This is a genomic window from Mesorhizobium sp. M1142 (assembly GCF_040318565.1).
GTDB lineage: Bacteria > Pseudomonadota > Alphaproteobacteria > Rhizobiales > Rhizobiaceae > Mesorhizobium.
In genome coordinates this window covers 212,473-229,218 of record NZ_JAMYMK010000004.1, presented here as the reverse complement: position 1 = coordinate 229,218, position 16,746 = coordinate 212,473, and the positions used below count along the sequence as shown (strand labels likewise).

At 62.5% G+C, this 16,746-nt stretch carries 12 protein-coding genes and 1 tRNA gene; 3 read left to right on the top strand and 10 right to left on the bottom strand.

Annotated features, from left to right (window positions below):
- Positions 1-280: 280 nt before the first annotated feature.
- The 3 genes from NKH42_RS09540 to NKH42_RS09530 form a co-directional block, all read right to left on the bottom strand.
- Positions 281-625: an Atu4866 domain-containing protein gene (locus tag NKH42_RS09540; protein ID WP_502896106.1), complete on the bottom strand. Its 345-nt coding sequence runs from the start codon at positions 623-625 to the stop codon at positions 281-283.
- Positions 625-1,353, bottom strand: a complete 729-nt coding sequence (locus NKH42_RS09535) for an SDR family oxidoreductase (RefSeq protein WP_352506905.1) — start codon at positions 1,351-1,353, stop codon at positions 625-627. Before NKH42_RS09535 ends, NKH42_RS09540 begins: the two co-directional genes overlap by 1 nt.
- A 91-nt stretch (positions 1,354-1,444) precedes the next feature.
- Positions 1,445-2,197: an SDR family NAD(P)-dependent oxidoreductase gene (locus tag NKH42_RS09530; protein ID WP_352506906.1), complete on the bottom strand. Its 753-nt coding sequence runs from the start codon at positions 2,195-2,197 to the stop codon at positions 1,445-1,447.
- A gap of 135 nt (positions 2,198-2,332) precedes the next feature.
- On the opposite strand from NKH42_RS09530, the gene NKH42_RS09525 reads away from it, so the two are divergent.
- Positions 2,333-3,241, top strand: a complete 909-nt coding sequence (locus NKH42_RS09525) for a LysR family transcriptional regulator (protein WP_352506907.1) — start codon at positions 2,333-2,335, stop codon at positions 3,239-3,241.
- Positions 3,242-3,304: 63 nt separating this feature from the next.
- On the opposite strand, the gene NKH42_RS09520 is transcribed toward NKH42_RS09525, so the two are convergent.
- Together NKH42_RS09520 and NKH42_RS09515 are read right to left on the bottom strand one after the other, a co-directional pair.
- Positions 3,305-3,381 (bottom strand) — tRNA-His (locus NKH42_RS09520).
- 339 nt (positions 3,382-3,720) lie between these two features.
- The gene (locus NKH42_RS09515; protein ID WP_352506908.1) at positions 3,721-4,179 is read right to left on the bottom strand and encodes a phasin; all 459 of its coding nucleotides are present in this window, start codon (positions 4,177-4,179) and stop codon (positions 3,721-3,723) included.
- 252 nt (positions 4,180-4,431) lie between these two features.
- On the opposite strand from NKH42_RS09515, the gene NKH42_RS09510 reads away from it, so the two are divergent.
- Positions 4,432-8,178, top strand: coding sequence for a PAS domain S-box protein (locus tag NKH42_RS09510; protein WP_352688465.1), 3,747 nt, complete (start codon positions 4,432-4,434; stop codon positions 8,176-8,178).
- Positions 8,179-8,459: 281 nt separating this feature from the next.
- On the opposite strand, the gene NKH42_RS09505 is transcribed toward NKH42_RS09510, so the two are convergent.
- Entirely contained in the window at positions 8,460-10,418 is a 1,959-nt protein-coding gene (locus tag NKH42_RS09505) for an acetoacetate--CoA ligase (RefSeq protein ID WP_352688463.1), read from the bottom strand.
- Positions 10,419-10,601: 183 nt separating this feature from the next.
- Here NKH42_RS09505 and NKH42_RS09500 point away from each other — a divergent pair, with 183 nt between their 5' ends.
- Positions 10,602-12,452, top strand: coding sequence for an AsmA family protein (locus NKH42_RS09500; RefSeq protein WP_352508669.1), 1,851 nt, complete (start codon positions 10,602-10,604; stop codon positions 12,450-12,452).
- Positions 12,453-12,470: 18 nt separating this feature from the next.
- Here the strand turns inward: NKH42_RS09500 and NKH42_RS09495 are convergent, their stop codons facing one another.
- The 4 genes from NKH42_RS09495 to NKH42_RS09480 all read right to left on the bottom strand — a co-directional run bounded on the left by NKH42_RS09495 (position 12,471) and on the right by NKH42_RS09480 (position 16,575).
- Positions 12,471-13,289 carry an ABC transporter permease gene (locus NKH42_RS09495; protein ID WP_254819294.1) on the bottom strand — a complete coding sequence of 273 codons (819 nt, stop codon included), beginning with the start codon at positions 13,287-13,289 and terminating at the stop codon, positions 12,471-12,473.
- Positions 13,286-14,254 (bottom strand): ABC transporter permease subunit, encoded by a 969-nt coding sequence (locus NKH42_RS09490; RefSeq protein ID WP_352688461.1) that lies wholly within the window; start codon positions 14,252-14,254, stop codon positions 13,286-13,288. Before NKH42_RS09490 ends, NKH42_RS09495 begins: the two co-directional genes overlap by 4 nt.
- A 9-nt stretch (positions 14,255-14,263) precedes the next feature.
- Positions 14,264-15,403, bottom strand: coding sequence for an ABC transporter ATP-binding protein (locus tag NKH42_RS09485; protein WP_352644202.1), 1,140 nt, complete (start codon positions 15,401-15,403; stop codon positions 14,264-14,266).
- Positions 15,404-15,477: 74 nt separating this feature from the next.
- Positions 15,478-16,575 (bottom strand): polyamine ABC transporter substrate-binding protein, encoded by a 1,098-nt coding sequence (locus NKH42_RS09480; RefSeq protein ID WP_254819291.1) that lies wholly within the window; start codon positions 16,573-16,575, stop codon positions 15,478-15,480.
- Between the last annotated feature and the right edge of the window lie 171 nt (positions 16,576-16,746).

Genomic DNA, 16,746 nt, shown 5'->3' with positions numbered 1-16,746 from the left:
TCGGTTTTCAAGCCGTTTTAGATCACGATAGATGTCACAATAGCTAGCACATTTACCGCGCTCTCGCTGGCACGACGTAAAAGGCGAGCCGTCAAAGCCGCCGCTATATAGTGACAACCATTTGCAATGTCGACTCTGCTCGCGGTCCTGCTTCTTTCCGCCGCGCTTGCTGGGAGAGATATGGCGTGACCGGCCTTGCAGTGCAAGCTGCCGAGCGCGTTATGCAAGGCATGCAATAGCGTCTTGTGGAGCCCTGAAGTGCTTGTCTCAGGGTGGCTCTCTACCGCTGGCGGTAAAGGATCATGCCGGCATGATAGAGGACGCCTTCGACGAACTCACCATCCGCGGTGAAGCCCGTATCGTCCCAGTATTCTATGTGGTTGCCCCGCACTTCGTAGCGTCCCTGATAGGCGCTCTCGCGGTCACCGCGCGCTTCGTCATAACGGCCGTTCGGCAGGAGTTCGTGCCTGATATGGCGATCCTCGGTGACCCACAGTCCGACGTAAGGATGATCTTGCTGCGTCATTGGTTCCTCTGCAAGGATTGGAGTTGAAGGAAGGGTCAGGCCGGCTGGAGTTACAGCAAGGGCAATGCCCGTATGCACTGCGGTCAAAGTGGATGGCATCAATGCGCCGCCTTCGTCGGACGCACGACGATCTCGTTGACGTCGACATCGTCGGGCTGTTCGATTGCGTAGCGCACTGCCCTGGCGATGGCACCGGGTTGCAGGGCAATAGCGCGCCAGGTTTTCATGGCGGCGGCAGCGGCTTCGTCGGTGATCGTGTCCGCCAGTTCGCTTTCCACCACACCGGGATGAATGCAGGTTACGCGGATATCATCACTCTCCTGGCGGAGCCCATCGGAAATCGCGCGGACAGCGTATTTCGTTGCGCAATACACGGCAGCCATGGGCGAGACGGCCAGTGCGCCAATGGAACCGATATTGATGATATGCCCGGAGCCACGTGCCGTCATCTCAGGGAGCACCGCCGCGATGCCGTACAGAACACCCTTGACGTTGACGTCCACCATCAGCTCCCACTCGTCGACCTTCATGGCTGCCATGGCCGACAGCGGCATGATGCCCGCATTGTTGACGATGACATCTACCTGGCCCCATTCGGCCCGCGCGGCATCGGCGAATGCTGCGACGTCCGCCCTCTTGGTGACGTCGAGCGCTCGCACGCGAACCGTTCCACCAGCCGCCTCGATTTCTGCCGCAAGCGCTTCAAGGCGGTCGGCGCGCCGCGCGCCGAGCATCAGCTTTGCACCTGCCGCGCCAAGTTCGCGGGCGATGCCAGCACCGATGCCGCTGGAGGCACCGGTGATCAGAACAACTTTGTTCATGGTCATCGTAGACGATCCTTTTGGTTTTGTGATTATTTCACGATGTGAAGGGATGGCGTGCGGATGAGCTCCCGCGGCGCGCCGGCTTTATAGGGGATCACTGGGCGGTGTAGCCGCCATCGACCAGAAGCAACGCCCCGGTGATGAAGCTGGATGCCGGCGAGGCAAGAAAGGCGATGGCCTCGGCAACTTCTTGCGGCTGGCCGATCCGGCCGATCGGATGCGCGTTGCCGAAACTGCGCAGCATCTCCCGGCCATTCTCCACCACACCTTCCATGATGTCGGTTTCGATCACGCCAGGGGCAACGGCGTTGCAGCGAATGCCCATACGCCCATATTCGATCGCGATTACCTTGGTCAGCTGTGCGACAGCCGCCTTGGAGGAGGCATAGGCCGCCTGCGTCTCGAAGGCCGCGACGGCCGAGATCGATGAGACATTGACGATCGCGCCGCCACCACCGGCGGCCATCAGTTCCACAGCGGCACGGGCGGTGACGAAGCTGCCGCGCGCGTTGATCTGCAGAATGCGGTCGTAGTCGTCGACCGAGGTCTCCGTCAGACGTTTGTTGAGCGTGCGACCGGCATTGTTCACGACGATGTCAAGGCGTCCGAAGCGCTTCGCCGCGAGCTCGACCGAGCGTCGGGCCAGATCCTCGTCGACGACGTCGCCGACCAGGGTTGCCACGTCCTCGGCTTCCAATTCGCGTACGGTGTCGCTGAGATCGCTTGCCACGATCCGGGCACCGCGCGCACGCAGCAGCTCCGCCGTGCAGCGACCGATGCCGCGTGCCGCGCCGGTCACGAGGGCGACTTTTCCATCCAGGTCCCAGGAGGAAGGGAGTGATGTCATGGGATACTCCTTGTCGGTCGGCTTCGGCTTGGATCGGGAGGATCAAGCCTTCTTGCCGTTGCGACAGAGATAGAGCCAGGGCATTGTCGCGATAAGCCGCCTATTGTTAACCTCTAAGGTAAGTGCGGCTAACCAATGGACGTCGATCTCAATGCAATTGCTGTCTTCGTCACGGTCGCTGAGGAACGCAATTTTCGCGCTGCTGCGGACCGGTTGGGCGTGACGCGCTCAGCGGTCAGCCAGAGCATCCTCAGGCTTGAACAGCGTCTGGGGATCGCATTGCTGCAGCGCACGACACGCAGCGTCAACCTGACCGAAGCGGGCGAGCGCCTGTTGGCGAGCGTCGCACCGGCAATCGCCGACGTGAACGCGGCAGTCGAAGCCACCACGGAGTTTCTGGACCGCCCGCGCGGCCGCCTGCGGATCGCGGTTTCGTCTATCGCAGAGACCTTTCTGTCAGGACCGTTGCTGGCGTCCTTTACCGAAACGTTTCCCGAGGTGCATCTGGACATCGTGGTGACAGACGAGGAATTCGACATCGTTGCCGAAGGCTATGATGCCGGAGTCAGGCTCGGCGAAGTGATCGAGCAGGACATGATTGCCGTGCCGGTATCGGGCGATCAGCGGCAGATGGCCGTCTGCGCCCCGCGCTATCTCGAAAAGTTCGGAGCACCCGCCCATCCGCGCGAGCTTGTGGCTCATCGCTGTATCGGCTGGCGGCCGGCGCCGGGAGTTTCGCCCTATCGGTGGGAGTTTGGCGAGGACGGGCGCGAATTCGACGTGGCGGTTGCGCCCGAGATCACGACCAACGACATGTGGCTGATGATCCGGCTGGCCGTTGCAGGCGCCGGGATCACGTTCGGCATGGCGGATACATTCCGCCCCTGGATCGACCGCGGCGAGCTTGTACCAATCCTCGACGGCTATTTCCCGCCGTTTGCTGGTTTCTATCTCTATTTCCCCAGCCGACGGAATGTCGCGCCGAAGCTGAGAGCCCTCGTGGACCACCTGCGCGGCGCGCGTCAGGCGCGGGACCCTGGGTGAGGCAACCGGTCATAAGACCGCTTTAGCAGTATTTTGCCGGTCAGAAGTGTAGTTGAAAGGTGATGGTACCGTTGGCTGGGATCGAACCAGCGACCTCCGGATCCACAATCCGGCGCTCTAACCATCTGAGCTACAACGGCACGTTTTGCCAGAGCGGGATCGAGATGAAACGTTCGGGACCCGCTCTGTCGTTCGGCGATGCGTCCATACGGGCTATCGGAGTTTAATTCAAGGCTTTTGGCAAGGCAAAAGCTCGCTCCGGCATCGCGTCATTTTCCGCCGGACAAAGAAAAGGCCGGCGGGAGGAGGTGCCGGCCTTTTCCTGTTACGAGCCAGCGGGAGGAGGTGCTGGCTGGTTACCCCGGTGAGCAGAGGGAGGAGGTTCCACTCGCCGGGTATTCGTTTGAACGACTATATCGCACATCTATTTGTCTGACGAAATGCGACCTTTTGATGCATCGTCAAACTGTGTGCAAATATTAGGCGATCTTGATTTCTTTCACGGCCTTCTCGAAGGCGGTCTTGATCGGCTTGGATACGTCCTCGGCCGCCTTGGCAGCAACCGCCTGGAAGTCCTTGGCCTGCTCGACGGTCATTTCGACGCGCTTGCGCAGGAAAGCGGTCTGCAACTCGACGACTTCCGACAGCGACTTGGCGCCGATCAGCGCTTCGAAATGCGAGAAGCCGGCTTCGGCATTGGCGCGCAGGGCGGCGATGGTCTTGAGCGACAGGTCGCTGGAAACGGACTTGGCGGTCTCGTAGGTCGACTCCAGAGCCTTCTGGGTCTCCTCGGCGCCGGTCTTCAGCTTGGCATAGGCCTCTTTCGACTGCTCGACGCCCTTTTCGGCGAAAGCGCGGATCTGGTCGGTGGCCTTGGAAGCGTCGAAGCTCGGGAATTCGGCGTTTTCGATCGTTTCAGCGGTCTTGGTCCTGGACATTTTCCATCCTTTTCAGCGGCAGCGGCTTTGACGAAAAGCCGTCTCGTTCATGTATCATGGCAATATAAAGGCAATTTTTGTGCATTGCAACATGTTTGTTGCATCGCACCATATATTATTTATTCGTGGCGTTAACCACGCGCCTAGAGATTCCATTGGTTGCACGCTATGACTTGTGGACCTTCGCGCCGTCGGCTTTTATTAACAAAGCGTTAACCGCAAATTGCCCGCTCTGTGAGGGTCGCCAAACGCATGCCGGCTGAAAACTACTCCTTCCTCGATGTCGCCGTGCTCGACCCGGTCCGCCTGCGCTTCGCCGCAGGCGACGCGATCGCTATTCTGTCGGCCGATCTCGAGCAGGTGATCTGGGCCAACGGCCCCGGCGCAGCGGTATTCGGCTATCCCGACATCGGCGCGATCATCGGCGCCTCGGCAGGTTTGCCGCTGATCGCCAGGCGCCAGATCATGGCAACCAGCGGTTTTCCGCAGATCGGCCGCGACCGTGCCATCACGGTCCGGCTGGCGACCGGCCTGACCAGCCGCGCGGTCGGCTTCCTGGCCAGCGCAGTGACCATGCCCGATGGCGAGGAAGCAATCATGCTGGCGCTGCCGGCGGCGCAGACCGGCTCGCGCAGCGCGGCCGAGATCGCCGATCGCGCCATCGGTGGTTTTACGGAAGACGGCCACTACATCGCCTTTGTCGACGCCAAGGGCAATATCGACGCCGCATCGGACGGCTTTTCGGCACTCGGCATCCGGCCTGAGACGCTGGCCGCGCTTGTCGCCGACGTGGCGAACGAGAGCGACCGCATCGTCAAGCGCCTGGTCCCAGGCGGATCCAGCTCCTATCCGGCGGGCCTTGCCCGGCTGACGGACGAGCGGCACCTGCTGGTGGTGATCGACGAGGACCGGTTCGACGGCGAGGCCCCTGATGGCGAGCGCGCCGGGGGGGAAACCGGCAGCGAAGCAGCAACGGCACCGAGCGGTGGCGATCTTCCCCAGCCGACGGGCCAAGACAACGAGCCGCCAATCGCCAGAATGGGCGCGGCGGAGATCAACCTTGCAGCGATGGAAGGCACCTCAGCATCGGCGGAGCACGAAGCTGTCGACGCGGCTGACAATCAACACACGGTTGGCGAAACGCCAACGCAGCATGATCATTGGTACTTCAATGCCGGCGACGACGCGCAGGTCCCGCCCGGGGCAGCTGCGTCCGGCAAAGCCGAGAACAGCCCGGACGCTTCGCAGGCCGGCGCGGATACTTCGCCGGAAAGCGCCGCAAAAGCCACCAAAGCCGCCTCCCCGGCCGAACGCCGCGCTTCGGCGATCGATCGCACCGCCGCGCCCATGCGTTTCGTCTGGCGTACCGACGCGGAGGGCCGGTTCAGCGCCCTGTCGCCGGAATTTGCCGAGCTTGTCGGCAGGCCTGCCGCCGACGTGATCGGCCGCCGCTTCGAGGATGTTTCGGCCGCCTATGGCCTCGATGCTTCTGGCGAGATTGCCGGCCTGCTCGAACGGCGCGACACCTGGTCCGGCCGCTCCGTGCTGTGGCCGGTCGCCGGCACCGATCTGAAGATACCCGTCGATCTGGCGGCGCTCCCGGTTTACAGCCGCAGCCGGGTTTTCGAAGGTTTTCGCGGCTTCGGCGTCGCCAGGAGCGGCGATGCGGTGGTCGATCCGGATGCCGTCGGCATGGCCCTTGTCGCCGAGGAGAAGCCCGCCGCGAGCGTTGGGCCGGAAGCCGTCGAACCTGCCCCGGCGACACCGAAACCCGCCGATCCGTTCAGGGGCGAAGTGCCGGCGTTGACCATCGTGCCAAAGCCCGAGCGGCGCTTTGCCGACAAGGTGATCCGGCTGGCCGAGCACCGGCAGCCGGCCAACGACAAGGGCCTGTCGACGCTGGAACGCAGCGCGTTTCGCGAGATTGGCGAGCGTCTCAAGAAGGACAGCACCCCGGCCGAAGAACAGCCCAGCGCCGGAAAGCAGAAGCCGGTTGAGAAAGTCGAGGCAGCCGGCAATGCCGACGAGCCAAAGCTGAAAGGAGCCGGCCCGACGGACAAGGGTGAGATGCCGGAACCAGGTCCGGAAAGCGGGGCGGCTGCCGCCGAACCGCCCGAGGCCGATGCCGAGGACCAGAAGGACCTCGCCCGGCTCGACGGCGAGCAGCCGGATGAGGCGGTAGCAGAGGCGCAAGCCGGCGAACCCGTCACACGCCCTGTTTCCGGATCGCTGCTCGACTATGCCGACCGCGAACCCAGCGATGAAGCGCAGGAAGGCGATGAGCCCAGCACGGACCGTCGAACGATCGTCGCCGAAGCGCCGCGGGATGGCGACGACGATAGCATGACGGCCGAAGATTTCCGTGACGCCGAGGACAGTGAGGATTGGTCCGAGGACAGCGCAGCCGACGCTGCCGGCCAGGTGCCGCCCGTCGAGCGGCCGCAGGCACCACCGCTCAAACTCGACGGCTTCGTGCCGTCGGCGTTTGCCGGAGCGGACAACAAGGGGCCGGATACCTCGATCCTCGGCAAGCTACCGGTGCCGGTGCTTATCCATTCCGGCGATCAACTGTACTACGCGAACGACGAATTCCTCGGCTTGACCGGCTATGCGACGCTCAACGCCCTGGACGAGGCGGGCGGGCTCGGCGCGCTGTTTGCCGACCCTTATGCCGACGACGGCAGTTCGGAGGGCGGCGACCGCGCATTACGGCTGAGGACGCGCGACGGTCAGGAGTTTCCGATCGACGCGATTTTGCGCTCCGTCCCGTGGGGGAACGGCAAGGCACTGATGCTGGTCGTACGCCGTTCCGGCGACGACGAAGCATCAGCCATTCCGCATGGCGCTGCCGACGACCAAACGCAGCCGGATGTTTCCGAGCTCAAGGCGCGCATTGCCGAAATGCGCACCATCATCGACACCGCCACCGACGGCGTCGTGCTGATCGGCCGTAACGGAACGATCCGTTCAATTAGCCGTCCGGCGGAAGCGCTGTTTGGCTTCGACAGCGACGAGGTGACCGGCAAGCCGTTCGTCTCGCTGTTTGCGATCGAAAGCCAGCGCGCGGCGCGTGACTATCTCGAGGGGTTGTCGGAGCCCGGCGTTGCAAGCGTGATGAACGATGGCCGCGAGGTGATCGGGCGCGAGGCGCAGGGGCGTTTCATTCCGCTGTTCATGACCATCGGCAGGCTGCCCAACGACAGCGGCTTCTGTGCGGTGGTGCGCGATATCACCCAGTGGAAGCGGGCCGAAGAGGACTTGACCCAGGCGCGCGCGGTCGCCGAACGCGCCTCGTCGCAGAAGACCGATTTTCTGGCCCGCATCAGCCACGAGATCCGCACGCCGCTCAACGCCATCATCGGCTTTTCCGAGCTGATGGTCGACGAGAAATTCGGGCCGGTGGCCAATGACCGCTATCGCGACTATCTGCGCGACATCAACCGTTCGGGCAACCACGTGCTCGATCTGGTCAACGACCTGCTCGACATTTCGAAAATCGAGGCAGGCCAGCAGGAGATGGCCTACGAGGCGGTGTCGCTTAACGACACGCTGGCCGAAACCGTGGCGATGATGCAGCCGCAAGCCAACCGGGAACGCGTCATCATCCGCTCCAGCTTCGCCTCGCGGCTGCCGGAAGTGGTGGCCGATCTGCGCAGCGTTCGGCAGATCGCGCTCAACATCCTGTCGAACGCCGTCCGCTACACGCAGGCCGGCGGCCAGGTTATCGTGTCGACGGCCTACGAACTCTCCGGCGATGTCGTCATGCGCGTGCGCGATACCGGCATCGGCATGAGCCCGTCCGAGATCGAGCAGGCGCTGAAGCCGTTCAAGCAGATCAATGCGCTGAAGCGCGGCCGCGGCGACGGCACCGGTCTTGGGCTGCCGCTGACCAAGGCGATGGTCGAAGCGAACCGGGCCCGGTTCACCATCAACTCGACGCCCGGCGAGGGAACCCTGGTCGAAGTCGCCTTTCCCTCGACCCGTGTGCTCGCCGGTTAGCTATGGTTGCGCAAAGAAAAAAGGCGTCCAACAGGACGCCTTGAATGATAGGATTGCTGTCACAACGGGGCTTGAGCGAATCAGATCCTCTCGGGGCTAAGAGGAACGGGATTTCTCCCTCAAGTTACGCACGACTATCGATGCCGGGCCTTAACAAATCCTTACCGGCACGCCGGAAAATTTACCAATGTGTACCACTCATGAAATCTAGGTAAATTCCGAAGAGATAATTTGTTAACGATACCTGAGACCTCAAAACGGCTCCCGCCTTGGATCCCGGGTCAGTCGGCAAGCTGCGGCAGGTTGCGGAACAGCTCGAGCGCTTCGGGATTGGCGAGCGCTTCCTTGTTCTTGATGGCGCGGCCATGCACCATGTCGCGTACCGCGAGCTCGGTGATCTTGCCCGATTTGGTGCGCGGAATATCGCTGACGGCGACGATCTTGGCCGGCACGTGGCGCGGGCTCGCCCCGATGCGGATTTTCGCGCGGATGCGTTTTTCCAGCTCGGCATCGAGCTCGACGCCTGCCGCCAGCCGCACGAACAGCACCACGCGAACGTCATTGTCGAAATCCTGGCCGATGCATAGTGCTTCGAGGATTTCCGGCATTTGCTCGACCTGATTGTAGATCTCCGCCGTGCCGATCCTGACACCGCCCGGATTGAGCGTGGCGTCGGAACGGCCATGGATGATCAGGCCGCCATGGGCGGTCCATTCGGCGAAATCGCCGTGGCACCAGACATTGTCGAACCGTTCGAAATAGGCGGCTCGGTATTTCCTGCCGTCAGGGTCGTTCCAGAAGCCGAGCGGCATCGCGGGAAACGCCTTGGTGCAGACGAGCTCGCCCTTCTCCTGGCGGAGCGGCCGGCCGTCATCGTCCCAGACATCGACGGCAAGACCGAGCCCAGGCCCCTGGATCTCGCCGGTCCATACCGGTTCGATCGGCACGCCGAGCACGAAGCAGGAGACGATATCGGTGCCGCCGGAAATCGAAGCCAGATGCACGTCCTTCTTGATGCCTTCGTAGACGAAGCGGAAATCTTCCGGCGATAGCGGCGAGCCGGTCGAGGAGATGGCGCGCACGCTGGAAAGATCATGCGTGCGGATCGGCTTGAGGCCGGCCTTGCGCACGGAATCTATGAATTTGGCCGAGGTGCCGAAATACGTCATCTTCTCGGCATCGGCGAAGTCGAACAGCGTATTGCCGTCCGGGTACAAGGGTGAGCCGTCGTAGAGCAGCAAGGTGGCGCCCGACGCCAGGCCCGACACCAGCCAGTTCCACATCATCCAGCCGCAGGTGGTGAAGTAGAAGAAGCGGTCGCCGTCGAGCAGGCCGGCATGCAGCCGTTCTTCCTTGACGTGCTGGATCAGCGTTCCGCCGGCCGAATGGACAATGCATTTGGGGATGCCGGTCGTGCCGGACGAAAACAGGATGTACAGCGGATGCGAAAACGGCAGCCTCTCGTAGCTGACAGGCCTGGCGGCAAAGGGTGACAGCGCCTCTTCCAGCGCGGCCGCCTTGCCGATGGTCGCCGCGACGTCGAGCGAGGTGCCGAGATAGTCGACAATGAGGACCTTGCGGACGGTGGCGAGCTTGCCCGCCACGGCCGCGATCTTGTCGGCGACTTCGATCGCCTTGCCATTGTACCAGTAGCCGTCCGGCGCGATGAACACGACAGGCTCGATCTGGCCGAACCGGTCGAGAACCCCCTGCTCGCCGAAATCCGGGGAGCAGGACGACCAGACCGCGCCGATCGAGGCGGCCGCCAGCATCGCAGCAACGGTCTCCGGCATGTTGGGCATCATCGCGGCGATGCGGTCGCCCTTCTTCACCTTGAGCGACAGGAAAAGCTGCTGCAGGCGCGAGGTCAGCGCATGCAGCTCGTTCCAGGACAGCCGCCGCTCGACCTTGTCCTCGCCGCGAAAGACGATTGCGTCGCCAAGCCCGGTTTTCTTGAGGAGATTCTCGGCGAAGTTCAGCTTCGCATCAGGGAAGAAGGTCGCGCCGGGCATCTTGTCGCCATCGATCAGCACGCGTTCGCCCTTGTCGCCGACGATGCCACAAAAGTCCCAGACCAAGCTCCAGAAGGTCTCGCGGTCATCGATCGACCAGCGATGCAGGTCGGCATAGGAGGAGAAAGACTCGCCGGCCATGCTCGCCGCGGCGTTCATGAAGGCGGTCATCGGCGCCGCGTCGATCTGCTCTTGCGTCGGGATCCAGAGCGGTGCGTCGTCAGCCATCATTGTTCCTCCGCAGGCTGCATCGCTTATGCAATATCGCGATGCAGCAGAGCAAGATTTTGTTGGACCGCGCCGGTCAGGGTGTGCGCAAATGCCATCGCCGGGCCATAAAGACTTGAAATGCGTCAGCCGTCGGTTACACCCGTCGGGCGATTTTGTCGGAATGGAAGCATACAGGGCGATATGCCATCACCTTTGATCCGACGCGGAATATGGGCGATCGGCGCAGCCGTCATCGTCATCGCGCTGGTCGTCGCAGCCTTGCCGTTGATCGCCTCGACCCGCATCGTACGCGACCGCATCGCATGGGAAATGAGCGCCTGGAGCGGTTTCCGGGTCACCATCGACGGCGCGCCGCGCATCGAGGTCTGGCCGAATTTCCGGGCGATCCTGAGCGACGTGACGCTGTCGCAATGGACAGAGACGGATGCGCCGCCCGTGGTCGAAGCCGAACGGGTCGAGGTCGACCTCTCGGCGATGGCGGCGCTGCGTGGCGACGTGGTGTTTTCGACGGCGCGGCTGGTACGACCGACGATCCGGGTTCAGCGTACCGCGAGCGGGTTTTTCCTGCCTGCGATTCCCAGCGGCGGGCGCATTACGCGTTCGATCGATGCTGCCCGCGCGGTGATCAACACAAATCCCGCCAAGCCGGATCTCGGCAAGCTGCCAACAGATCCGTTCGGCACAGTCGAGTTCAGGGACGGCCGCGTGGTGGCTGCCATCGGCGACAAGGACCAGGAGATATTGAGCAGCCTGAGCGGCCAGGCGAACTGGGCCGCGATGAACAGCAATGCGACGCTGTCGGCGACCGGGATATGGCGCGGCGAAAGTGTTGCCATCGACGCCGCATCGCCGAACCCGCTTGTGTTGTTTGGTGGCGGCACAGCACCGGTCACGTTTTCCTTCAAGGCGGCGCCGGCCAGTTTTTCATTCGACGGCCGCGCCAGCATGTCGGAAAACGGCTATTTCGACGGCCAGGCAAAATTCGCCGCACCTTCGCTCCGACGCGTGCTCGAATGGTCGCAGGCCGGCATCGCGCCCGGTGCGGCAATCGGCTCGATCTCGGTTTCAAGCAAGATCACGGCGACGGCCGGGCGCGTCAAATTCGAAAACACCGCCCTGACCCTCGACAACAACCCCGGAATGGGCGCGCTGGACTTCACCTACGGCGAGGCATTGCCGGTGATCTCCGGCACACTTGCCTTCGATACGCTCGACCTCAGATCATTTCTTTCCGCCTTTGCCCCGGTGCCATCGGCCGGCGGCACCGATCCGGGCGAAATCGATACGAGCTTCGCCGACCGGATCAATCTCGATCTCAGGCTGTCGGCGGCGCATGCCACGGCCGGCGCCATCCAGCTTGCCGAGGTCGCCGCCACCGCCCAGGTCAAGAACGGCCTTGCCGTCTTCGACATCTCGGATGCATCCGCCTTTGGCGGCAACGTCCAGAGCAGCGTCCGTTTCGACCGCAAGCCCGCCGGCACCGAAGTCGAGATCCGGCTGCTTGCTTCCGATATCGACGGCGGCGCTTTCGGCACCGCGGCCGGGATGACACGGCTGGTGCCGATCGGCACTGGAACCGTTTCGGTCATCCTCAAGGGGCCTGGCAGAACCTGGGACTCGATTTTCGAAAACGCCAATGGCTCGCTGTCCGCGACGTTCGGCGCGGGTGCGCTGAGCCGGCTTAACCTGCCGGCGTTCCTCAAGCACACCGAACAGGGCGGATTCTTCGCGCTGGACGACGTCTCGGACGGAACGCTGCCGATCGACGGGGCAGAGCTCAAGGCGAGCATTTCGAACGGCGTGGCACGCATCGACAAGGCCGAGGTGAATTCCGCGCAATACAAGATCTGGCTTTCCGGCATTGCATCCTATGCCGGACGCGGGCTGGCACTGTCCGGCGGCATCGTCCGGCCGAGCCAGGCTGCCACGCAGACGAACGCCCAGGGACCCAATCAGTCGTCGTTCTTCGTCGGCGGCACGTGGAGCACGCCGTTCATCTCGCCGATAAGCCGCGGCGTTTCGGGAGAGTAAGCAGCAGCAGCAGCAGCTTCAACCGCGCTGCGCGGCCTGCTCGTCGCGCTGGCGCTGCACTTCGCGGCTCTTGTTGACAAGCGAAGCGATGATCACACCGACGGCGACAACGGCGATCAGGATGGTGCAGGCGGCGTTGATTTCCGGCGTCACGCCGAGGCGAACTTGGCTGTAGATCTTCATCGGCAGTGTCGTGGCGCCGGGACCCGAGGTGAAGCTGGCAATAACCAGGTCGTCGAGCGAGAGCGTGAAGGCCAGCATCCAGCCGGAGACGATCGCCGGCATGATGACCGGCAGCGTGATCTGGAAGAAGGTCCTTACCGGCGGTGCACCGAGGTCCATCGCGGCTTCTTCCAGTGACCGATCGAAGGTGATCAGGCGCGACTGCACCACCACCGCGACGAAGCACATGGTCAGCGTGGTGTGGGCAAGCGTCACCGTCAGAAAGCCGCGGTCGAGGCCGACGGCGACGAAGAGCAGCAGCAGCGACAGGCCGGTGATGACTTCGGGCATGACCAGCGGCGCAAACACCATGCCCGAAAACAGAAGCCGGCCGCGAAAGCGCGTGTAGCGTGTCAAGGTGAGCGCCGCCAGCGTGCCGAGCACGGTCGCCACGGTTGCCGAGATGACGCCGACCCGGGCCGTCACCCAGGTGGCGTCCATCAGACCCCGGTTGTGGAACAGCGAGACGTACCATTTCGTCGAGAAGCCGCCCCAGACGGTGACCAGCTTCGACTCGTTGAAAGAGAACACGACGAGCAGGACGATCGGCAGGTAGAGAAAGGCAAAGCCGAGCACGATCGAAATGACGTTGAAGCGGCTCCAGGTGGCGTTCATTGGTCCTGCTCCTGAGCACGCGCCTGGGCCCGCTGGAAAATCATGATCGGCACGATCAGCAGCAGCAGCAGGATGACGGCAACGGCGGACGACACGGGCCAGTCACGGTTGGCGAAGAACTCGTTCCACAGCGTCCTGCCGATCATCAGCGTCTGCGAGCCGCCGAGCAGGTCGGGAATGACGAACTCACCGACGGCGGGAATGAACACCAGGAGGCAGCCGGCGATGACGCCGGGCAGCGACAGCGGAAAGGTGATCTTCCAGAAGGCGCTGGTCGGCGGGCACCCGAGATCCTTCGCCGCCTCGATCAGCGTATGGTCCATCTTCTCCAACGACGAATAGAGCGGCAGCACCATGAACGGCAGATAGGAGTAGACGATACCGATGAAGATAGCCGTATAGGTGTTGAGGATGATCAGCGGCTGGCTGATGATGCCGCTGGCGAGCAGCAGCTGGTTGAGCAGGCCCTCGGGCTTGAGGATGCCGATCCAGGCATAGACACGGATCAGGAACGAGGTCCAGAACGGCAGGATCACCAGCATCAGCAAGGTCGGGCGGATCGTCGCCGGAGCGCGCGCCATGCCATAGGCAATGGGATAGCCGACAAGCAATGTCAGGACCGTCGAGATGGCGGCGACGACGACGCTCGTCACATAGGCGTTGAAGTAGAGCGCATCCTTCGTCAGCCACGTGTAGTTGTCGAAATTGAGCGCGCCAACCCCCGAGATGAACCCGGAAATGCCGCCGCGGAAATCGAGCACCGGAGTATAGGGCGGCATGGCGATCGCCGTCTGCGACAGCGAAATCTTGAAGACGATGATGAACGGGACAAGAAAGAAGAACAGCAGCCAGAGATAGGGGACGATAATGACGAGACGGCTAACGAAAGCCGCGCTCAGCCTGGCCGAGGCGGATTTGCCGGCAGCATTTGCCGGAGAGCTTGTTGCGGCAGTGACAGCGGACATGATCAATTCCTACCGTGTCAGCACGACGCCGGCGTCAGGGCGGAAGGAAATCCAGGCGCGGTCGTTCCAGCTCAGCGGATCCTCGGTGAGGCGTGCCGCGTTCATGGTGCTTGCCCGCACCACCTGACCATCGTCCAGCCTGACGTGATAGACGGTCATGTCACCGAGATAGGCGATATCGTAGACCTCGCCCTGGATGGCATTGACGGCACCGGCGGGTTTCGTCGAGGACACCTTGATCTTCTCCGGCCTGATGGCGAAGGTAACGGATGTCCCGGCGGCGGCACTACCGGCGTTTTCAGTTCGGATGGTGATGCCGTTGCCGGCATCGATGCTTGCGCTGCCGGCCTCGCCAGCCGCGATCCTGCCGTCGAACATATTCACGTTGCCGACGAAGCCGGCGACGAAGCGCGAGCCCGGCGCTTCGTAGACCTCGGCCGGTGTCGCCACCTGCATCACCTCGCCCTTGTCGATGATGGCGATGCGGTCGGCCATCGTCATCGCCTCTTCCTGGTCATGGGTGACGACGACGAAGGTGAGGCCGAGATTCTGCTGCAGGTCCATCAGCTCAAACTGGGTTTCCTCGCGCAGCTTCTTGTCCAGCGCGCCAAGCGGCTCGTCGAGCAGCAAGACTTTCGGGCGCTTTGCCACCGAGCGCGCGAGCGCGACGCGCTGGCGCTGGCCGCCCGACAATTGGTGCGGTTTGCGCTTGGCGAACTGCTCGAGCTTGACCAGCTTCAGCATCTCGGCGACGCGCTTTTCGATATCGGCCTTGACCATGCCTTCCTGCTTGAGGCCGAACGCGATGTTGTTCTCGACCGTCATATGCGGAAACAAGGCGTAGGACTGGAACATCATGTTGACCGGCCGCCGGTAGGGCGGAATGCCGCGCAGATCCTGGCCATCGAGCAGGATGCGGCCGGCGGTCGGCTCCTCGAAGCCGGCAAGCATCCTGAGCAGCGTCGATTTCCCGCAGCCTGAGGCTCCAAGCAAGGCAAAGAATTCGCGTTCGAAGATGGTCAGCGACAGGTTGTTGACCGCCGTGAACTCACCGAATTTCTTGGTGACGTTGTCGAACTGGATGTATGGCTTGGCGTTCGGATCGTTCCATGGCGCGAAATCCCTGCGGATGCTGCCAAGCGATTTCATGTCCCACTCCGTCCTGCTGCTTGCCCCATGAGAAAGCGGGCCCGGCAGCCGGCTGCCGGGGCCTGGTCAGATTGTTATTGGCCAGTGACGATCTTGGTCCAGGTGCGGGTGATGATGCGCTGGGTCTTGGGATCGTAAGGCGAGACGGTGTAGAGCTTCTGCAAGGTGGCGGCGTCTGGATAGATCGCCGGATCTTCCAGGATCGCCTTGTCGATGAACTGCTGCGAAGCCTTGTTGCCGTTGGCGTAGAGCACATAGTTCGACGATTTGGCGATCACTTCGGGCTTCATCATGTAGTTCAGGAACTCATGCGCTTCGGCGACATGCTGCGCGTCGGCCGGGATCGCCATCTGGTCGAACCACATCTGCGCACCTTCCTTCGGCACGGAGTAGCCGATCTCGACGCCCTGCTTGGCTTCGTCGGCGCGGTTGCGGGCCTGGAAGACGTCACCCGACCAGCCAACCGCCAGGCAGATGTCGCCATTGGCAAGAGCGTTGATGTATTCGGACGAGTGGAACTTGCGGATATAGGGCCGGACCTTCAGCAATGTTTCTTCGGCCTTGGCGATCTCATCGGGCGATGTGCTGTTCGGGTCGAGGCCCAGATATTTCAATGCCGCCGGTATGATGTCGGCCGGCGAATCCAGCACATAGACGCCGCAGTCCTTCAATTTGGCCAGGCTTTCGGGATTGAAGAACACGTCCCAGCTGTCGATCTTGTCGGTGCCGAGCGCTGCCTGCACCTTCTTGATGTTGTAGCCGATGCCGACGGTACCCCACATGTAGTTGATCGAATATTCGTTGCCGGGATCATATTTGGCGGTCCGTTCCATGACCGTGTCCCACATATTGGAAATGTTCGGCAGTTTCGACTTGTCGAGCTTCTGGAACACACCCGCCTGGATCTGGCGTGCAAGGAAATTGCCGCTCGGCACGACGACATCGTAGCCGCTGCCGCCGGCGAGCAGCTTCGTTTCCAGGATCTCGTTGGAATCGAAAGTGTCGTAGACGACCTTGATGCCGGTTTCCTTGGTGAAGTCGTCGATGATCGAACTGTCGATATAGTCCGACCAGTTGAACACGTTGACGACGCGATCCTCGGCATGCGCGCCTAAGGTGAAAACTGCCAGAAACGCCGAAGTCGCCGAAAGCCAGAGCGCTTTGCGGGTCATGCTATTCTCCTTTGATGAGTGTTCCGTCGCCAGCTCGTCGCGGCGCTCGCGCGGCTGGGCATTTGCTTCAGGGTATTGGGCTTGCAGGCAGGCGACAAGCGGGAATTGCCGGCGCCATTATGGTTCGGCGACGAGGCGACAGCGAAGACTTGGCGTGGCGTTGCTGGTGTT